Below are 18,337 nucleotides of genomic sequence, written 5' to 3'. Positions count from 1 at the left end.
GGCCACTCCCCCGCTCACCAGGTGACCGGGAGCGACTGGACCCCGTAGGTCACCATCATCTCCCTGGTCTCGATCTCGTCGTCGGGCACCGCGACCCGCAGGTCCGGGAAGCGGGTGAACAGCCGCTCGAAGGCCACCGACAGCTCCAGCCTGGCCAGGTGGTGGCCCATGCACTGGTGCGGGCCGCGGCCGAAGGCGACGTGCCCGGTGGTGTCGCGGCGGTGGATGTCGAAGGCGTCGGCGTCGGCGAAGCCCAGCGGGTCGCGGTTGGCCGCGGGCAGCGACACGGTGATGACCTCGCCGCGGGTGATCGGCAGGCCCTGGAACTCGAAGTCCTCGGCGGCGACGCGGATCGGGCCCACCTGCACGACGCTGAGGTAGCGCAGCAGCTCCTCCACCGCGCCGGGCAGCAGCGACCAGTCGGCCTTGAGCTCGGCCAGCTGCTCGGGGTGCTTGAGCAGCGCGTAGGTGCCCAGGCCGAGCATGTTGGTGGTGGTCTCCAGGCCCGCGATGAGCAGCACCAGGCTGATGCCCATCAGCTCGTCGTCGGTCAGCTCGGTCTCGTCGCAGAGCCGCCCGAGGATGTCGGACCCCTTGTCCTGGCGGGCGTTGGCGATCAGCTCGCGCAGCATCCGGTCCAGGGTGTACATCGACACGCCCATCTCCTCACCGGTGGAGGACAGGCTGAACATCGTGTCGACGTGGTGGGAGAAGTCGTCGCGCTGCGCCTCGGGCAGCCCGAGCAGGTCGGCGGTCACCAGCATCGGCAGCGGCTTGGCCAGCACCTGCACCAGGTCCACCGGCGCCCGCCTGCCCGCCAGGTCGTCGAGCAGCCCGTCCACCAGCTCCTCGACCCGCTCGCGGAAGCCCTGGATGCGCTTGACCGTGAAGTGCTTGTTGAGCAGGCGCCGGTAGTGGGTGTGCACCGGCGGGTCGGTGTTGACGAACATCGACGGCGGCAGCTCGTCGGTGCTCAGCTCGCTGCCGGGCACCTTCACCGGGGAGCGCTTGCCCTGGGGCAGCGAGCTGAACCGGGTGTCCAGCAGCACCTCCTTGGCCGTCTCCAGGCCGGTGACGACCCAGCCGACGTGGCCGTCGGGGTAGGTCATCCTGCTCATCGGCGCCTGGGCGCGGAACTCGGCGAACGGCGCGGGCGGGTGGAACGGGCACCCCTGGGGGCGGGCCACCGGGAACGCCGGTGCCTGCTCGGCGGTGCTGGTCATCTGTGTCCTCCTGGGACGGTGCGGCGGTGCGGTGCGGTCGGTCGGCCTCGCTGGTCGGTGCTGCTGCCCCCGCCGCTCAGGCGGCCTGCGGGGACAGGGCGTTGCCGCGGACGAACTCCGGCTCCACCCGCGGCGGCCACACCTCGGCGTCGAGGATCCCGGCGGCGAAGGCGCGGGAGACCAGCGCGACGCGGTTGGGCACGCCGAAGCGGCGCAGCATGGCGGCGATGTGGTAGTCCACCCCCTGCCTGCTCAGGTGCACCTGGCTGGCGATGCGGGTGGTGGAGTCCCCCGCGGCGATCAGCTCCAGCACCCGGGCGGCGACGGGGGTGAACATCCGGTCGCGGCGCTCGCCCGCCCCGGTCAGGTCGCTCTCCTTGGGCGCCTCGGGGGCGAAGATCGCCACGAACCCGACCACCCGGCGGGCCTGGTCGTGGCGGACGACGACGGTCAGCTCGCTGCGGAAGGCGGGCCCGGCGCACCCGTCGACCACGACCCGCTCGGCGAACCAGCTGCCGCGCCCGGCGGCGAGCTGGGTGAACCGGCCGCGCAGCCGCTCGCGGCTCTGCGGGTCCAGCAGGTCCAGCACGCGCCTGCCGGGGACCCGGCGGCCGTCGGCGGCGAAGCGGCGGGCGAAGCCGTCGTTGGCGCCGCGGATGGCCAGGTCGAGGTCGAGGCGGGCGAGGCAGAGCCCCGAGCGCTCGGACAGCGCGCCGAGGAAGTCCGCCTCGACGGCCTGGGCGACCGGTCGGGGCGCCTCCAGCGTCGCGGTCGTGCCTGCGGTGTGATCCCGGTGTGCCACGGGAGATCAACCCCTTCCGGTCTCCTGCTCGGGTGAGCGGGCTGTGCTGGTGGATGGCTGCGGGGCGCGGGCCCACCCCCTGCGGTGGTGCCGGTCCGCGTTTCAGAACCGACCGCCCGGTTGGTTTCCAACTTACTGACGGCGGGGCGGCGCACCAGGGAGCCGGAACCGGCGGGCGCTAAAACTGTGGTTCGGCCCGACCACCCGCACCCCCGCCGCACCCCCGCACGGCCACCGGTACGGCACCCCCCACCGCACCGCGCTGACCTGCGGTTCCGCCCCCAGGTGCGGTACCGCACCACACCACACCGCACCCCGCGCCCCGCACCGCCCACCGCAGGGACACCGCACCAGGGGCGGTGGGCCTGCGCTTTTGCGCCCGAACGGGCAACCGGTGACCGGAACCACACGCGCGGGGATTCTCGACGTCCGCTCGAAGGGCGGTCGAGAACGGCAGAAGCCGCGCGCGACTGGGGAGTAACGAACCCGACCCTTGCGCCGATCACCCCGCGTCTGCTGCCTGGGGAAAGACCTCGGGTGGCGCCGGCGGCCCCGCGTCAAGCCCGGGGTCGCCCCCGCGAGCCGACGTCGAGCGGGACCGCCTCCCCGGTGCTAAGGGGATCGCAGCGGAACCGGGCCCGGGATGGGCGAATCGTCTGGATGGCGGCCCGCCGTGGCGCGAACGGCCGCAGCGGCCCCGATCCGGGGTGCTCGACCGCGCCGCGAGCCCGTCGGGGTGGCGGTCGAGGCGGATCCCCGACCGCGGCGGGGTACCCGGGAACTGTTGCGGCCAGGGGACCCCGGGGAGGCGCACTGGTGGAACACCCAGGGGTGGCCGCGGCCACCGGTCATCCACTCAGGACGAACTCCCAGGCGGTGTTCCACGAACCCGCCCCCGGCACCGACTTCCCACCCGGCACCACAGCCGCCGGTGCCGTCGGCGTGGCTATCGCTGGGCGAGGCTTGAGGACAGGCCTTAGCCCGCGCGGGGCCCGCGCAGGTCCTGCACCGCGCGGGCGAAGTCCGCGCGCCCGGACACGCCGAGCTTGCGGTAGGCACCGGTGAGCGTCTTCTCCACCGCGCGCAGCGAGACGCCGAGCTCGTCGGCGATCTCCCGGTTGCGCTGCCCGGCCACCACCAGCTCGGCCACCCGCCGCTCGGCGGGGGTGAGCAGCGAGGCCGCGTCCGGCGCCGACGCGGGCGCCTCGCCGCCCAGGGCGAGCGCGGCCTGCTCGGCCAGCCGGGTCGCCCCGCAGCGGGTGGCGAGGCCGTGGCCGCGGCGCAGCAGCGCCTCCGCGCCCGCCCGGTCGTCGGCCAGGGTGCGCCTGCCCAGCAGGACCAGCGCCTTGCCCAGCTCCAGCCGGTTGCCCGAGCCCTCCAGCACCTCGATGGCCTCGCGCAGCAGGGCGCGGCCGCCGTGGTCGCCCGCCAGCACCGCGCGCACCCGCAGCGCCCGGCCGATGGCCGCGGGCGCGCCCCAGAGCCGGACCCGCTCCTGCTCCTCCTCGGCCAGGCGCACCGCGCGCTGGTGCTCGCCCATCCGGTCGCACAGGCTCGCCACCCGCAGCCGCCACGGGGTCAGCCCCGGGTTGGCCACGCCCTCGTCCTCCAGCTGGCGGCCGAGGTCGGCGAAGTGCTCGGCCGCGGCGGCGAGGTCGCCGCCGGTCCAGGACACCGTGCCGTGCAGCAGCGACCGCAGGCTCGGGGAGAGCAGCCCGTCCGGTTCGCGCCCGCAGGCGTGCAGCGCGGCGGTGGCCAGCTCGCTGTCGTGCTGCTCGCCCGCCACGGTGGCCAGCGCGATCGCGCAGTTGGCCGAGACGTCGAACAGCGGGTGCTCCAGGCGCCCCAGCGCCTCCTCGGCGGCCTGCCGGGCCTGCGCCAGCGAGCCGACCCCGGCCAGCAGCACCGCCCGCTGCGCGCCGACGACGGCGGCGCCGAGGTGGTCGCGGCCGTCCTCGGCCAGCCGCAGCGCGGTGGCCAGCCACGGCTCCAGCCCGTCGGTGGCGTCGGCGGCCAGCAGCACCGGCACCGCGGTGGGCAGCACCGCCGAGGTCGGCACCGCCGAGGCGGGCTCGCAGGCGACGATCTCGCGCACGGCGGCGGCCAGCTCGTCGCGCCCGACCGTGCCCGCCGCCATCGCCGCGTGCGCCAGCACCGCGGTCAGCTCGCGCTCGGCCGCGGTGGCCAGCGGGAAGTCCCCGGCCAGCTCGGCCGCGCGCAGCGCCGAGCCCGCCACCGCCGCCCGGTCGCCCTGGGAGGCGAACCGGATGCGGGCGCGCACGCGCAGCGCCAGCTCCCGCTCCTGGCCGTCGGCGTCGAGGGCGGCGGCGATCTCGCGCAGCCGCGGCAGCCCGATGGCCAGCGTGCCGGTGACGCACACCGGGGCGGCGCACACCGCCTCCGCGCGCGCCCTGGCCGAGCTGAGCAGCGGCAGCGCCTGGCGCAGGTGCCGGGTGGAGGTGGGGAAGTCGTAGCGGCGCTCGGCGGCGGCGAGGTCGGCGAGCAGCACACCCCGCAGGTCGCCGTCGGGGTCGCAGTGCAGCAGCGCGTGCCGCAGGTAGGTGGTGGCGCGGCGGGCGTCACCGGCGGCGGTGGCCGCCGCTGCGGCCACGCGCAGCACGTCGGTGGCCCACGGCGGCGGGGGCGCGGTGGTGGCCAGCAGGTGCCCGGCGATCACCTCCGGGCTGCCGCCGCCGCGGTAGAGCACGTCGGCGGCGCCCGCCCGCAGCCGCTCCTGCTCCCCCGCGGTGAGCAGCAGCTCCAGCGCCTGCCACACCGCGGCGGCCACGAGCGGCAGCAGGCGGGTGTCGCCGGTGGTGATGCCCAGCTCGCGCAGGGTCTTGGCGCACTCGGCCAGCTCGGCGGCGGGCAGCCCGGTGAGCTCGCCCAGCAGCTCCGGGGTCGCGCTGTCGCCCAGCACCCTGGCCGCGCAGGCCAGGTCGACCAGCGCGCGCGGCCCGCCGCGCAGGTAGCGGGCCACCCGGGCGGCGGGCCCGAGCAGCGGCAGCTCCAGCGCCCGGCGCAGGTGCGCGGCGTCCGGTGCCAGGTCGTGCTCGGCCAGGGCGCGGCCCAGCGCGGTGGCGAAGACCGGGGTGCGCGCGCCCGCGTCGACGGCGGCTGCCAGGAACGCCGCGTCCGGGGCGCGGCCCGCGGTGGCGGTGAGCACGGCCGCGACCCCGTCGGCGCTCAGCGGCGCCACGTCGACGCGGGTGTCGGCCACCCCGGCCAGGTCCGCGAGCGCGGCGGCGTCGGTGGGCGGCAGCCCGCAGGTGCGCGCGAGCAGCAACGCCACGCCGTGCCCGCGCACCCGCTGGGCCAGGAACAGCAGCCAGCGCAGGGAATCCCGGTCCGCCCACTGGAGGTCGTCGACGACGAGCACCAGCGGGCCGAGCTCGGCCAGCTCGCGCACCACCGCGGCGGTGTCGTGCAGCAGCGCGTGCTCCTGGCCGGGGTCGTGGCCGCCGAGCAGCCGGTCGAGCAGGGCGCCGTGGCCGAGCCGCTGGAGGGTGGGTTCGAGCAGCTGGAGCACCACGCCGAAGGGGAAGTCGCGCTCGGCGTGGGCGCACTCGGCCCGCAGCACCTCGGCGCCCGCGGCGGCGGCGTGGTCGGCGGCGGCGCGCAGCAGCGCCGTGCGCCCGCCCCCGAGCGGGCCGCCGACCAGCACGACCTGCGAACGCCCCGCGCGGGCGGTGTCGACGACGGCGGTGAGCGCGGCCAGTTCGGCGGCGCGTTCGACGAGCACGGTCAGCACACCTCGTCCGAGGGCGCCAGCAGGGCCCGCAGCGCGCTGCGGCCCTCGACGCCGTAGATCCGGTAGATCCGGGTCAGGTGCTGCTCGACGGTGCGCTTGCTGATGTCGAGCGCGCGGGCGATCTCCCCGTTGGACAGCCCGCGCACCACCAGGTCCGCCACGTCCCTGGCCGCCACCGGCAGCGCCGAGCGGGCCGGGGCGGACCCGGGGCCGGGCAGCCGGGAGACCTCGGCGCCGGTGCGCTCGGCGAAGCGGCGCCCCAGCTCCCGGATGCGCGGCAGGTGGCCGTCGAGGCGGTGCAGCCGGGCCAGCCGCTCGGCCTGCGCCAGGTGCCGGTCGACCTCGGCGACCTGCCCGGCGTCCAGCCGCGCGCCCGCCAGGGCGAGCAGGGCCTGCAGGTGCCAGTCCCGGGCGGGCGAGCGCTCCAGGGCGGCCACGCCCTCGGCCAGCCTGCGCAGCGCGGCCGCGCCGGTGAGCGCCTGCCCGGCCCACAGGTGGACCTGCCCCACGCACGCCGGGGTGCCCCACGCGCTCGCGCGGGCCAGGTCCGCGGCCAGCAGCTCGTCGATCGGGCCCGCGATGCCCGCGCGGCGCAGCGCCACCGCGGTCAGCGACCGCCAGGGCAGCACCGCCGGGTTGTGCCAGCCCTTCTGCCGCATCCGCCGCCCGCACTCGCGGAAGTGGTCGAGCGCGGCGCGCGGCCTGCCCAGCCGCAGCTCCAGCGCGCCCCGGGTGAACAGCAGGTACGACCAGGCGTAGCCGTCCTCCTGGGGCGGGCCGCTGGCCGCGGCGATGGCCCGCTCGGCGTCGTCGGGCCGGTCGGCGCCCAGCGCGAGCATCACCTGGAGCCCGAGCGCCAGCGGCAGCGTCGAGGGGTGCCAGTCCTCGTGCGGCAGCGACTCGCCCGCCGCGGCGGCGTCCTCCTCGGCGGCGGCAGGCCGCCCGCACTGCAGGTGCAGCTGCGCGCGGGCGACGAGGGCGAGCGCGGCGGCGCTGCGCGCGCCCCGGCGGCGGGCGTCGGTGATGGTGGCGTCGAGCGCCTGCCGGGCCTCCAGCACGTCGTCGGTGAGCATGAGCGCCCTGGCGGCGGTGATCCGCGGCGAGAGCAGGGCGCCGTCGAACCCGGCCCGCAGCCTGCCCGCCAGCGCCACCCTGGCCAGGTCGCGGGCGCGGGCGGCGTCGCGGCCCTCGACCGCGGCCAGCCAGGCCGCGACCCCGGCCTGGGCCGGGCGGGAGTGCCAGCCGCGGGCGGGCCACGGCCGCGCCGGGCCGTCGCCGGGGTGCTGGGTCAGGTCCTCGGCGAGCAGGCGCAGCGCGGCCAGGTCGTCGTCCTCGCTGCCGGGCGGCTCGGTGGACAGCACCCGGCGGGCCAGGGTGGTCGCGCCGCGCACGAGCAGCGAGTCGGCGGCGGCCAGCCGGACGCGGGTGTCCTCGGCGGTGGCCCGGTCGAGGATCACCCTGGCCAGCCGCAGGTCGCTGGTGCTGCTGGCGCCGGAGGTCTCCACCGCGGCCAGCTCCAGCACCAGCGCGCGGCGCGCGTCCTCGGGCAGCGGTTCGGCCAGCGCGCGCTGCAGGAACCGGGTGGCGCCGCGGGTGTCGCCCTCGCCCCGGCGGCGGGCGGCCCCCGCGCGCAGGGCGGCCTGCGCCCACGGCCGCCCGACCGGGCAGGCCTCCAGCAGCAGCCGCGCGACGGCGACGTCCGGCGCGGCCCACCGGTGCGCCAGCTCCGCGGCCCGGCCGAACAGGTCGCGGCGGTCCGCGCGGTCCATCCCGGCCAGCGCCCGCTCCGCGACCGCGGGGTCCGGCGCGGCGCCGGGGTCGGCGGGCAGCAGCGCGAGGTCGACCAGGTGGCGCCCGGCCACGTCGGCGTCCCGCGCGGACAGGCCCGCGAGGCCGCGCACGCGGCTGGGCTCCAACGCCGTGCCCGCGGCGGAGCGCGCGCGCAGCAGCGCCAGCGGCGCCCCGCGCAGCCCGGCGACCGCGCGCTCCGCCCGCGCGGCGCGGGCGGCGCGGGCGCGGCGGCGCAGGTCGTCCACCGGCCCCTCGGCCAGCACGTCGGCGATCAGGCCGGGCGACCCGCCCGTCGCGGCGTGCAGCGCCGGGGCGCCCACCCCGGCCTCGGGCCTGCCGCGCAGCAGCGCCGCCACGCCGTCGCGGCTCAGCGGCCGCAGGTCGAGCAGCAGCGCGTCGTCCGCGCGCACCGCGCACTCCTCGTGCAGCCAGGCGGGGCCCCGACCGGCCCCGACGGCGACCACGAGCAGCGCGCTGCCGCGCAACCGGCGCAGCAGCACCCTCGTCCACGCCTGCGACTGCGGGTCGGCCAGGTGCACGTCGTCGAGCAGCACCAGCGCCGGGCCGCGGTCGACGGCGTCGAGCAGGCGCCCGACCACCGCGTGGTCGGTGGCCACCGGGCCCAGGTCCGCCCACAGGGGTTCGAGGACGTGGCGGGCCCGCTCCGGCGGCAGCGCGGCGACCAGCTGGGACACCAGCCCGTGCGGCAGGCACGACTCGGTGCTGGTGCCCCGGGCGCGCAGCACCGGCACACCCAGGTCCTCGGCCAGCCCGGCGGCCCGCTCGACCAGGGCGGTGCGGCCGCTGCCGGGCGCGCCGGCGACCAGCGCCAGCCCGGAGCGGCCGCCGAGCACCCCGCGCACGAGGCCCGCCAGCGCGGCGACCTGCTCGTCCCGCTCGACCAGCGCGCGGTGCGCCCCGGCGGCCTGCCCGTCTTGGCCGGGGGCCGGGGCGCGCGGCGCGATCGCCGTCACCGGGCCGTCCCCGCCCCGTCGCGGTTGCTCAGCGCGCCGGACAGGTCCGAGCGCCTGCGCACCCCGAGCTTGCGGTAGGCGCTGGTCAGGTGGACCTCCACGGTGCGCACGGTGATGAACAGCGACTCGGCGATCTCGCGGTTGGTGTGCCCGGTCGCGGCCAGCTGGGCGACCCTGATCTCCCGGCCGCTGAGCGCGTCCACGGGGGACTCCAGGCTCGACCGCAGCCGCCCGCCCGCCTCCAGCAGCGCCTGGCGCGCGGACTCCAGCAGCACCCGGTCGCCGCAGCGCACGCAGGCGTCCAGCGCCGTGCGCAGGTGCTTGCGCGCCTCGGGCTGGTCGCCGCGGCGAAGGTGCGCCGACCCGAGGTGGTACTCCGCCCTGGCCAGCTCCAACCGGGCGGGCGTGCCCGCCAGCGTCTCCACCGCCTCGGTGAGCAGGTCGACCTCGCCCGCCCCGGTGCCCAGCGGGTCCCGGCCGCCCGCGCCCGCCGCCAGCCCCCTGGCCAGCAGCGCCAGCCCGATCGCCCGCGGGGTCCCCCAGTTCTCGGCCAGCTCGGCGCCCACCGCCACCACCGGCGCGGCCTCGCCCGCCCGGTCCTGCTCGGCGAGCACCTCGGTGGCCTCCAGCCACCACGGCGCCAGCAGCGGGTTGCGGATGCCGGAGTCGGCCAGGCTGTCCCCGCAGGTGCGCAGGTCGTCGAGGGCGCCCTCGGAGTCCCCGCGCGCCCGGCGCAGCCGCCCCCGGGTGATGAGGAAGTGGTGGTACTCCAGGGCGAACTGGTCGAACCGCCGCCGGGTGATGGTGGACAGCGCGTCCTCGGCCCGGTCGAGCTCGCCGCGGTGCACCAGCACGTCGGCCAGCGCGATCTGCGGCATCGTCGCCCCCGCGCCCCAGGACTCGCCCACGGCGAGGTCGTGCGCGCTCTGCGCGTCGGCGAACGCCTCGACCAGGTTGCCCGCGAAGTGCCACATCTGCGACCGGGTGCTCAGCGCCAGGCAGTAGGTCCACGCCTCGCCGCGCCGCTGGGCGTGCTCGATGAGGGTGTCCAGGGCGCGGTGGGCGGTGTCGAGCTCGTCGGCCAGGTACAGCGGCAGCGCCGAGGCCAGCACCACCCAGCCGCCGACGCCGATGTCGTCGGTGCGCAGCGACCGGCGGGCGTGCCCGACGACGGTCGCCGCGGAGTCGCCCGCGAGCGTGCCCGCCGCGGCGTACATCGCCAGCAGCTGCCGCTCGACGGGGGTGTCGCCCGCGGGCGGCCTGCGGTGGCGCACCCGCTCCCACACCGCCTGGATGGTGGACTTCTCGTCCATGCCGGTGAGCACCAGCATCGACTCCACCAGCGTGCGCAGCACCCGGTCCTCACCGGTGGGCTCGGGGCCCAGCTCCGCGTCGAGCCGGTCGAGCACGTCGCCGAGCACCCGGAAGGCCTGCGGCGCGGTGTGCGCGCCCAGCGCGGTCATGCCGAGCTGGATGGCGACCGGCGCGCTCGCCCGCGCCACCGGCACCTGCTCCATCGCCCGCTCCAGCAGCTCGATGGCCCGCCGGGGTTGGAGCTGGGCGAGCACCTTCGCCAGCTCCACCTTCACCACCACGTCCTCGGGCACGGCGGCGGCGACGGGTTCGAGGTAGCGGGCGGCCGCGGCGGGCGCGCCCCGGCGGCGGGCGGCCGCGGCGGCGTCGCGCAGCACCACCCGCATCCACGGCTGGCCCGCCCCGCCGGGGCCGTCGGTGGGCAGGTGCAGCAGTTGGCCCGCCACGGTCTCGGCCGGGCGGCCGGTGTCGTTGAGCAGCTGGGCGGCCTGCTCGCGCAGCCGGGCCAGCTGCGCGTCCCCGATGGTGCCGAGCACCGCGGCGCGCACGAGGTCGTGGGTGAACTCCAGGCTGCCGGGGCGCAGCACCTCCGCGCCGCGCAGCAGCTCCAGCACCGAGGCCACCACCGCCTCCGAGCGCCCGGAGAACGGGGCCAGCAGGTCCGGCTCCCGACCCAGGACGGCGACCGCGTGCGCGACGGCCAGCGCGTCCGGCGAGAGCCGCGACAGCACCGAGGCGGTCAGCGCCGGGCCGAGCCTGCTCACCTCGTCGACCGCGGTCGCCTCCGGTTGCACGCCGCCGCGGCGCAGGTCGGTGACCAGCCGGTGCAGCAGCAGCGGGTTGCCGCCGGTGGCCTGCCCGCAGCGGGCGCTGAAGCCCGGGTCGGCCTCGGTGCCGTACTCCAGGGTGACCAGCACCGCCACGTCCTCCGGCGTCAGCGGCCCGATCTCGACCACCGCCACCCCCGGCAGCGCCTCGGCGTGGTCGCCGGGGCAGTCGGGCCCGGTGCGGCAGGTGACCGCGACCAGCACCGGCAGCGCCGCGGCGCGCCGCAGCAGGTGCCCGAGCCAGCGCAGCGAGGCCTCGTCGCAGCGCTGCACGTCGTCGACGCAGAGCATCAGCGGCCCGCGCGCGGCGAGGTTGGCCACGAGCCAGTACAGGCCGTGCAGCACCGCGTAGCTGTCCGCGGCGGGTTCGTCCCCGCCCTCCGGGCGCAGCACCGGCAGGGCCAGGCGGGCGCTGCCCGCCCACAGGCCGTCGTCGAGGTGGTCGGGTTCGGCGTAGGCGCCGAGCAGCTGGCGGACCGCGCCGAAGGCGACCGTGCGGCCGTCCTCCCCGCACGCCGCGCGCAGCACGGTGACGTCCTGCTCCCCCGCGGCGTCGGCCAGCGCGGCCAGCAGGCTCGACTTGCCCATGCCCGCGGCGCCGTGCAGCAGCAGCGCGTGCCCGTCCCCCGCGCGCGCCGAGGCCAGGTGCGACAACCCCGACGCCCACACGTCGTCCCGCCCGACAAGCTTGCCCCGCACGGGGTTCCAGACCGCCACGCGCCTCCCCTCCCGGTGACCACAACCGGACCACGACACCCGGCGCGCGCTGACGCACCGCGCCACTCCCCCTACTCACGGTATAGCGGTTCGGCCCACAAATGACCAACACCCGGGAGAACTCTTCCCCGGCAGCCCCGCAGAACTGCCCAATCACCCTGCGTGAACGAGTGGGAACAACGGCAGGCCCGCCGATACCCGCGATATCCGCTCACTTTCCCGAGCGCCGCGCCGACCCGCACCCCCGTCCCGCCCACCGGGATCGGCGTGCCACGTGCTGCGCACGACCTTGCGCCGCACGACGGGTTCCGGCTGCCCCTGTCGGCCCATTCCGGGGGACACGCGCAAACCCGGCGCACCCGCCGTGGAACATTCCGGCCAGTTGTGTCACAGACATCCCGCGGCCGGACGATTGCGCACACCGGTGCTGAGAGAATTCACAGCGGAACCGCACAACCGGCTGCACGCGCAGGTTCACGCCCGCTCCCGCACGCCCATTTCTCCCCCGACGACCGCCGAGCCGCACCCAGGACGTCACCCACCTGGGGCAAGCCCGCCCACCCGGGTGCGGGTGGCCGGGGTCTCAGCGCGGGTGAGGATCACAGCTCCGCCGCCGCATCTCACACGCTGGGCTCAGCTTCGTGGGGCACCCTCGAAGGACGGACGGGAGAAGGAGAGCGGCGATGCGCGCGCAGCAGGTCATGTCGAAGGCACCCCTGGTGGTCCACCCGGCGACGGCGGTGAAGCGGGCGGCGGCGCTGCTCGCGGACGCGGGCGCGGCGGCGGCCCCGGTCGTCGACGAGCACGAGCGGGTCCTGGGCGTGGTCACCGAGGCCGACCTGCTGCGCCACCGGTTCCCGGTCGACCCGCGCGCCCGCCGCGCCGAGGCCGACGCCCGCCCGCCGCGCCCCGCCCGGTCGGTGGGCGAGGTCATGGGCGAGGCGCACGCGGTGCGCGAGCACGCCGACCTGGCCGCGGTCAGCCGGGTGCTCCAGGACGGCGACCACCCGCTCGTGCCGGTGGTGACCCCGTTCGGCCGCCTGGTGGGCGTGGTGACCCGCCGCGACCTGCTGCGCGTGGTCACCCGGCCGGACACCGCCATCGCGGGCGACCTGCGCCACCGGCTGCGCGCCCTGGCCGCCGACGACCGCTGGCTGGTCGAGGTCGTGGCGGGCGAGGTCGTGCTCACCGACTCCGCGCACGGCACCGGTGACCCGGACGGCACCGACCCCACCGACCGGTACGCCGCCGAGGCCCTGGCCGAGGGCGTCCCCGGTGTGGTCCACGTCGAGGTGCGCGCGGCCGGGGCCCCGGCGGTGGCCTGAGCGGGTCGGGTCAGCCGGTGCGGACGGCGGTGAGGTAGCCGCGGTGGCTGGGCCGCGGCTCGAACCGGTCGAACACCCCGGGCCTGCCGTAGGCCGCGGCGCACTCGGCCGGGTCGAACGACGCCGCCGTCCAGCCGTAGCCGGACAGCCAGGCCGCCCCGTCGCCCGCGCTCGCGGCGGGGTCGTCGGCGGAGGTGGTCACCACCAGCCTGCTGCCGGGGGCCGAGAGCCGCCCCAGCTCGCGCAGCACGCTGTCGTTCTGCTCGGTGCTCAGGTAGCCCACCAGGCCCTCGGCGACCCACGCCGTCGGCGCGGCCGGGTCGAAGCCCGCCGCCAGCAGCGGCGCGGCCCACTCCAGGGTCAGGTCGGCGGGGATGCTCACCCGGCGGGCGCAGCGCGGGCCCTCACCGGCGAGCACGCTGTCCTTGAACGCGAGCACCTCGGGGACGTCGACCTCGAACACGGTCGTCCCGGCGGGCCAGTCCAGCCGGAAGGCGCGCGTGTCCAGCCCGGCCCCCAGGACCACGACCTGCCCGCAGCCGCCCGCGGTGGCGTCGCGCAGGCAGTCGTCGACGAAGCGGGTCCGGATCGGGATGGACAGCACGACCATGTTCCAGCGGGGCAGCCCGTCGCGGTCGGGCCGCTCGTACTCCCCCGCGGGGGTCGGCCAGCCCGCGGCGTGCAGGAACCGCTGCGCGTGGGGATCGTGGAACAGCCGATCCCTGCGGAGGCTCTCGCGAGCCCGCACAGCGGCCACGCCGATGGCGGTGGCCCCAACTCCACCAGGCACCTTTGCCACGTTGGTCGTCACCCGGGACACGATACGAGCCCGCGCCACCCCGGTACGACCCCGAGTGGGCCTTTCCCCACCCCGGAAATCCCCATGGCGGGGCAATTCCCTCGTCCGGGGGTCGCGGAGCGAGCGGTCGCCACCGCGGTGCTGCTCCGATCGGCCGACGATCAGCCCAGGAAGTCCAGCACCACCCGGCTCGCCTCGGGCGCGCACTCGTCGAAGTAGGCGTGCCGGGCGCCGGGGAACACGTGCGCCACGGCCCCCGGGATCCGCTCGGCGAGCAGCCGCGCGTTGGCCACGGGGGCCATCAGGTCGTCGCTGCCGTGCAGGACCAGCGTCGGCGCCGCGATGTCGGGCAGGACGTCCCAGGCGTCGTGGTTGTTGCTGGCCTTGAGGTGGTGGACGCGGGCGTGGGCGGTGAGCCCCGGGTCGCCCAGCACGGCGTAGGGGCCGGGGTTGCGCTCGCACCACCCCGGTGTGTACATCAGGTCGATCAGGGCCTGGGCGTGGTCCGGTTTCGCCAGCGCCCGGCGGATGTCGTTCGAGCGCTCGACGGCGTGCGCCCCGCCGGGTGTCGTGCACCCCAGGACGAGCTTGCGCACCCGGCGCGGGTGGCGGGCGGCCAGCCACTGCGCCACCCGCCCGCCCATGGACGTGCCGTACACGTCGGCCTCGTCGACCTCCAGCGCGTCCAGCACCGCCACCAGGTCTTCCGCGAACCCCGGCGTGGAGTAGGGCTCGTCCGGCGCGCCGCTGCGCCCGGTGCCGCGCCAGTCCAGCGTGATCACCCGCCGGTGCGGCTCGAAGTCCGGGCGGACCCGGTCCCACCAGGTGTGGTTGTTGGACTGGCCCGCCAGCAGGAGCAGCGGCTGGCCGTCCCCGGTCGGCTGGACGGCGAGGCGGGTGCCGTCAGGCGCGCTGACGAACACCGACCGGTGTGCGCTCATGGTCCGCTCCCGTCCGGCCGAGGTGGCGACCCGGTGCCCCGGCTCGGACCCCAGTATCCCGGCTCAGTCGACCGCGGAGACCACCGACTCCATGTCCGGCAGGATCGACAGCACGTCACCCAGGCCGGTGATCTCGAACAGCCTGCGCACGATGTCCTGGTCGGCGGAGACCACCAGGTGCAGCTGCGCGGTCGTGGACGAGCCCTCCAGGCCCTCGCGCAGGCCGATCAGCTTGCTCAGCCCGGTGGAGTCGATGAACTCCACCGCCCGCATGTCGACCACCACCGCGCGGCAGGTCTCGGCGTGCTGCTCGGCGATCGCCAGGACCTCGTCGGCGGCCTCGCCGAGGCGCACGGTGTACTCCAGGTCTAGGTCGTCGGTCGGGGTGAGCACGGCCATCGACAGGTCGGGGCGCCAGCTCGCCCAGTCGGCCTTGGCGGGGACCAGCATGTGGGGAACCTCCTGGTGCGGGGACATCGGGGGGTCGGGCGGACCGGCGCAGGGCAGGTCAGCGCAAAGCGGCGCAGGGCAGGTCAGCGCAAAGCGGCGCAGGGCAGGTCAGCGCAGGGCGGGGATGACCTCTGTGGACCAGACCCGGAAGAACTCCTCGTGGTCGGAGCCGATCTGCTGGACGTAGAGCTCGTCCACGCCCGCCTCGACGAACTCGCGCGCGGCCTGGATGTGCTTGTCCACGTCCGGGCCGCAGGGGATCTGCTCGGCCACGGCCTCGGGGGTGATCGGCTCGGTGGCCGCCTCGAAGTCCTTGGGGCGCGGGAGGGTCACGGTCAGCTGACCGGTGAGCGCCTCGTTGCGCCACTTGCGGTGCGCGGTCTTGGCGCCCTCCTCGGCGGTCGGGGCCCAGCACACCTTGGTGCCCGCCTGCACGGTCTTGCCGCCGCTGGCCTCCTTGAACCGCGAGATCAGCTCGGCGTCGGGCATCACGGTGATGAACCCGTCCCCGATCCGCGCGGCCAGGTCCGTGGCCTGGGGGCCGAAGCCGGAGACGTAGATCGGCACCTGCTCCTCGGGGAGGGTGTACAGGCGCGCCTCGGAGACCTCGTAGAACTCGCCGTGGAAGGAGATCTCCGTGCCGCCGAACAGCTTGCGGATGACCTCGACCGACTCCTCCAGCATCGCCAGCCGCTGACCGGGCGAGGGCCACGGGTCGCCCAGGATGTGCTCGTTGAGGATCTCCCCCGACCCCACCCCGAGGGTGAACCTCCCGTCGGTCTGCACGGCGGCGGTGGCGGCGGCCTGCGCGACGATCGCCGGGTGGATGCGGACCGTGGGGCAGGTGACGGCGGTGGTGATGGGCAGCGACACCGCCTCGGACAGCGCGCCGATGACCGACCAGACGAACGGGCTGCTGCCCTGGTCGTCGAGCCACGGGTGGAAGTGGTCGGAGATCCACAACCGCTCGAACCCGGCGTCCTGCGCCATCTTGGCCTGCCTGACCAGCTCCTTGGGCCCGAACTCCTCGCTGGAGAGGAAGTACCCGATGCTCACCATGGCCATCGCTTACCCCGTTCCCGCGCGGTTCACGCCTGTCACGACCACCACGATCGGGCTCCCCCCAGCGGTGGCACGTCGGCGGCCGGGGCCTCCCGCGCTGCGGAACCCCGGCGAGCGGGTACCCTCAAGTATCAGGTTCCTGATTACGGGGGTGCGCCGTGCGCGTGGTGGTCGTCGGAGCGGGGATGGGCGGGTTGGTGCTCGCGCACGGCTTGGCGGCCAACGGGATCGAGGTGCGGGTGCACGAGCGCGACGCGCGCGCGGCCGACACCGGCGGGTACCGGTTGCACCTGGGCCCGGACGCGTGCGCGGCCCTGCGCCACGCCGTCCCCGCCGCCGTCTACCAAGCAGTCGTGGCCAGTTCCGCGGGCGCGGCGGGTTTCCGGCAGTTCTCGATGTTCGACCACCGGTTGCGGCTGTTGACCTCGCTGGCGACCGAACCGGGCGAGAACCTGTTGATCGGGCGGGTCGCCCTGCGGTCGTTGCTCGCGGACAGCCTGCCCACCACCACCCGGTTCTCTTCGGAGTTCACGACCTTTTCCCGAAGCGGCAAGCAGATCACGGCCCACTTCGCCGACGGCACCGCTGACGACTGCGACCTCCTGGTGGGCGCGGACGGCGTGCGGTCCCGGGTCGTGCGCCAGCTGGCAGGGCGGCGGTTGGCCCGTGCGCTGCCCGAGCGCGGGTTCGCGGGGCAGGCCGAGTGGGACGACGTGGCGAGCGGGATGCCCGAGGAACTGCTGTCGGGCCCGGCCTTCGTCATCGGCCCGGACGGCGTGGCGATGTTCCTCTCCGCGCACGACCCGTCGAGCTCGGACATCGACCCGGTCGCGGTGGGCGCCCCCGCCCAGCCCGCCACGGTGCTGTGGGGGGTGATCTCCCACGACGACGTGGACGTCGACGCCGTGGCGCGCTGGGCGCCCTGGGTTCGGGTGCTGCTCGACCGCACGCCCGCGGGCGCGGTGACCCGCTTCCCCTTCCACGCCGTCGATCCCGCGGCCGACCTCACGCCGTGGCAGGCGGGCCGGGTGACCGCGCTGGGCGACGCCGTGCACGCCATGCCGCCCACCGGGGGCCAAGGCGCCGGGACGGCGATCCGCGACGCGTGGCTGCTGGCGTCGTCCCTGGCCGCCGCCGACGTCGACACCATCCCGCTGGCCGTGCGGGATTACCAGCGGGGCATGGCGGACTACGCCGCCGCGGCGGTCCGGGAGTCGCTGCAACCCCTGCGGTGGCGTCGCGCGGTCAGCTCGCCGGTGGGGTTCGGCGCCGTCCGGGTGGCAGCGGCGGTCAGCTCCGCGGTGCGGGCGCTGCGGCGTGCCGCGCCGTCCACCGCCGGGCGCTGACCTCCGTCCACCCGATCAGACCCGCCAGCACGGCCGGGCTGAGCACGCTGGTCGCCACCACCGCCGCCGTCAGCGGCAGGGAGTAGATCAGCACCACGGCCAGCGCGGCCTCTCCGACCAGGCCCACCGTCCAGACCAGGGTGAGCCCGCGGTGCAGGGCGCGGAACCCGGGCAGCTCGCGCCAGCGCCGGTCGAACAGCTCGCGGTCCTCGGCCAGGTCGCGGCGGATGCGGGCGATGAGCGGGCGGCGCAGCAGCAGCGACACCGCGGCCACGACGCCCACCACCCCGGTGACCGCGGAGTCCTTCGCCAGCTCCAGCCGGGCGTCGCCGGTGACGACCGCGACCGCCACCCCGACGGCGAAGCGGGCCAGCACCAGCACCCCCAGCGCGGCGACCTCCCCGGTCCGCAGGTAGCGCGCGGCCAGCACCAGCACCGAGGCGGCGGAGGCACCGACGAGCGCCCACACCGGCTGCCAGCCGACCCACCCCAGCAGCAGGTACACCGCCACCGGGAGGGCGACGTTCTCCGCGACGGCCGCCGCCAACCGCCTCACGCGCCCGGCCGCCGGGTCGCGATCACCCTGTGCAGCAGCGCGTTGAGCTGCCCGGCCTCGGCCGCTGTCAGGCCCAGGGCGCCGGGCGAGTTGAACTCCACCACGTCGCGCTCGGCGGCGCGCAGCAGCGCCAGGCCGTCGTCGGTCAGCCCCAGCGGCACGGGTCGACCGCGCCCGCCGGGCCCCTCCCGGACCAGCAACCCGCGCTCGACGAGCCCGCCGATCAGCTCGGCCATGCTCTGCGGGCGCACCAGCACGCGCCGCGCCAGCTCGGTCTGGGTCAGCCCCGGCGCTGCCGCCAGCTGGGCCAGCACCCCGAACTGCACCGGCGAGAGCCGGTGCCGGGCGAACAGCTGGCCGAAGTCCTGCCCGACCAGGTGCGACGCGCGCACCAGGGTCCACAGCGGCAGCCCGTCGAGGCGCTGCTCGCTCCACTCTCCGGTCACCCGGCCGACGCTA

13 protein-coding genes are annotated in these 18,337 nt (G+C 76.6%); 2 read left to right on the top strand and 11 right to left on the bottom strand.

What is annotated here, in order from left to right; genetic code table 11:
• Positions 1-14 precede the first annotated feature (14 nt).
• The 5 genes from BJP25_RS09375 to BJP25_RS09355 form a co-directional block, all read right to left on the bottom strand.
• Positions 15-1,223 (bottom strand): cytochrome P450, encoded by a 1,209-nt coding sequence (locus tag BJP25_RS09375; RefSeq protein WP_075974450.1) that lies wholly within the window; start codon positions 1,221-1,223, stop codon positions 15-17.
• Positions 1,224-1,299: 76 nt separating this feature from the next.
• On the bottom strand, positions 1,300-2,025 hold the full coding sequence (locus BJP25_RS09370; protein ID WP_084793821.1) for a helix-turn-helix transcriptional regulator: 726 nt from the start codon (positions 2,023-2,025) through the stop codon (positions 1,300-1,302).
• A gap of 976 nt (positions 2,026-3,001) precedes the next feature.
• Entirely contained in the window at positions 3,002-5,767 is a 2,766-nt protein-coding gene (locus BJP25_RS09365) for an AAA family ATPase (RefSeq protein WP_075974780.1), read from the bottom strand.
• A gap of 2 nt (positions 5,768-5,769) precedes the next feature.
• A complete protein-coding gene (locus tag BJP25_RS09360) occupies positions 5,770-8,541 on the bottom strand; it encodes an AAA family ATPase (RefSeq protein ID WP_075974449.1) in 2,772 nt (923 codons plus the stop codon).
• Positions 8,538-11,399 carry a helix-turn-helix transcriptional regulator gene (locus BJP25_RS09355; RefSeq protein ID WP_075974448.1) on the bottom strand — a complete coding sequence of 954 codons (2,862 nt, stop codon included), beginning with the start codon at positions 11,397-11,399 and terminating at the stop codon, positions 8,538-8,540. The genes BJP25_RS09360 and BJP25_RS09355 overlap by 4 nt, the downstream gene beginning before the upstream one ends.
• 683 nt (positions 11,400-12,082) lie before the next feature.
• On the opposite strand from BJP25_RS09355, the gene BJP25_RS09350 reads away from it, so the two are divergent.
• Positions 12,083-12,724: a CBS domain-containing protein gene (locus BJP25_RS09350; RefSeq protein ID WP_075974447.1), complete on the top strand. Its 642-nt coding sequence runs from the start codon at positions 12,083-12,085 to the stop codon at positions 12,722-12,724.
• Between the two features lie 10 nt (positions 12,725-12,734).
• On the opposite strand, the gene BJP25_RS09345 is transcribed toward BJP25_RS09350, so the two are convergent.
• The 4 genes from BJP25_RS09345 to BJP25_RS09330 all read right to left on the bottom strand — a co-directional run bounded on the left by BJP25_RS09345 (position 12,735) and on the right by BJP25_RS09330 (position 15,973).
• Positions 12,735-13,514, bottom strand: a complete 780-nt coding sequence (locus BJP25_RS09345) for an SAM-dependent methyltransferase (protein ID WP_233157978.1) — start codon at positions 13,512-13,514, stop codon at positions 12,735-12,737.
• 170 nt (positions 13,515-13,684) lie between these two features.
• Positions 13,685-14,464 carry an alpha/beta fold hydrolase gene (locus BJP25_RS09340; RefSeq protein ID WP_075974446.1) on the bottom strand — a complete coding sequence of 260 codons (780 nt, stop codon included), beginning with the start codon at positions 14,462-14,464 and terminating at the stop codon, positions 13,685-13,687.
• Between the two features lie 63 nt (positions 14,465-14,527).
• Positions 14,528-14,914 (bottom strand): STAS domain-containing protein, encoded by a 387-nt coding sequence (locus tag BJP25_RS09335; RefSeq protein WP_075974445.1) that lies wholly within the window; start codon positions 14,912-14,914, stop codon positions 14,528-14,530.
• A 108-nt stretch (positions 14,915-15,022) separates the two neighbouring features.
• Positions 15,023-15,973, bottom strand: coding sequence for a TIGR03557 family F420-dependent LLM class oxidoreductase (locus tag BJP25_RS09330; protein WP_075974778.1), 951 nt, complete (start codon positions 15,971-15,973; stop codon positions 15,023-15,025).
• 167 nt (positions 15,974-16,140) lie between these two features.
• Between BJP25_RS09330 and BJP25_RS09325 the strand changes: the two genes are divergently transcribed.
• Entirely contained in the window at positions 16,141-17,322 is a 1,182-nt protein-coding gene (locus tag BJP25_RS09325) for an FAD-dependent oxidoreductase (protein ID WP_143218965.1), read from the top strand.
• Here the strand turns inward: BJP25_RS09325 and BJP25_RS09320 are convergent.
• Positions 17,267-17,878: a VC0807 family protein gene (locus tag BJP25_RS09320; protein ID WP_075974443.1), complete on the bottom strand. Its 612-nt coding sequence runs from the start codon at positions 17,876-17,878 to the stop codon at positions 17,267-17,269. The two genes, BJP25_RS09325 and BJP25_RS09320, sit on opposite strands and share 56 nt — an antisense overlap.
• Positions 17,875-18,324: a MarR family winged helix-turn-helix transcriptional regulator gene (locus tag BJP25_RS34055; protein ID WP_075974442.1), complete on the bottom strand. Its 450-nt coding sequence runs from the start codon at positions 18,322-18,324 to the stop codon at positions 17,875-17,877. The genes BJP25_RS09320 and BJP25_RS34055 overlap by 4 nt, the downstream gene beginning before the upstream one ends.
• Positions 18,325-18,337: the final 13 nt, after the last annotated feature.

It is taken from the genome of Actinokineospora bangkokensis, from assembly GCF_001940455.1.
In the GTDB taxonomy this organism is placed as follows: Bacteria; Actinomycetota; Actinomycetes; order Mycobacteriales; family Pseudonocardiaceae; genus Actinokineospora; species Actinokineospora bangkokensis.
The sequence above is the reverse complement of the archived record's forward strand: the minus strand, read 5'-3'. Positions and strand labels throughout refer to the sequence as shown.

What these genes read in the sequence shown, in the direction of transcription:
- BJP25_RS09335 (WP_075974445.1), bottom strand. Translation starts at nt 14,914, where the DNA reads ATGCTGGTCCCCGCCAAGGCCGACTGGGCGAGCTGGCGCCCCGACCTG.
- BJP25_RS09375 (WP_075974450.1), bottom strand. Translation starts at nt 1,223, where the DNA reads ATGACCAGCACCGCCGAGCAGGCACCGGCGTTCCCGGTGGCCCGCCCC.
- BJP25_RS09340 (WP_075974446.1), bottom strand. Translation starts at nt 14,464, where the DNA reads ATGAGCGCACACCGGTCGGTGTTCGTCAGCGCGCCTGACGGCACCCGC.
- BJP25_RS09350 (WP_075974447.1), top strand. Translation starts at nt 12,083, where the DNA reads ATGCGCGCGCAGCAGGTCATGTCGAAGGCACCCCTGGTGGTCCACCCG.
- BJP25_RS09330 (WP_075974778.1), bottom strand. Translation starts at nt 15,973, where the DNA reads ATGGTGAGCATCGGGTACTTCCTCTCCAGCGAGGAGTTCGGGCCCAAG.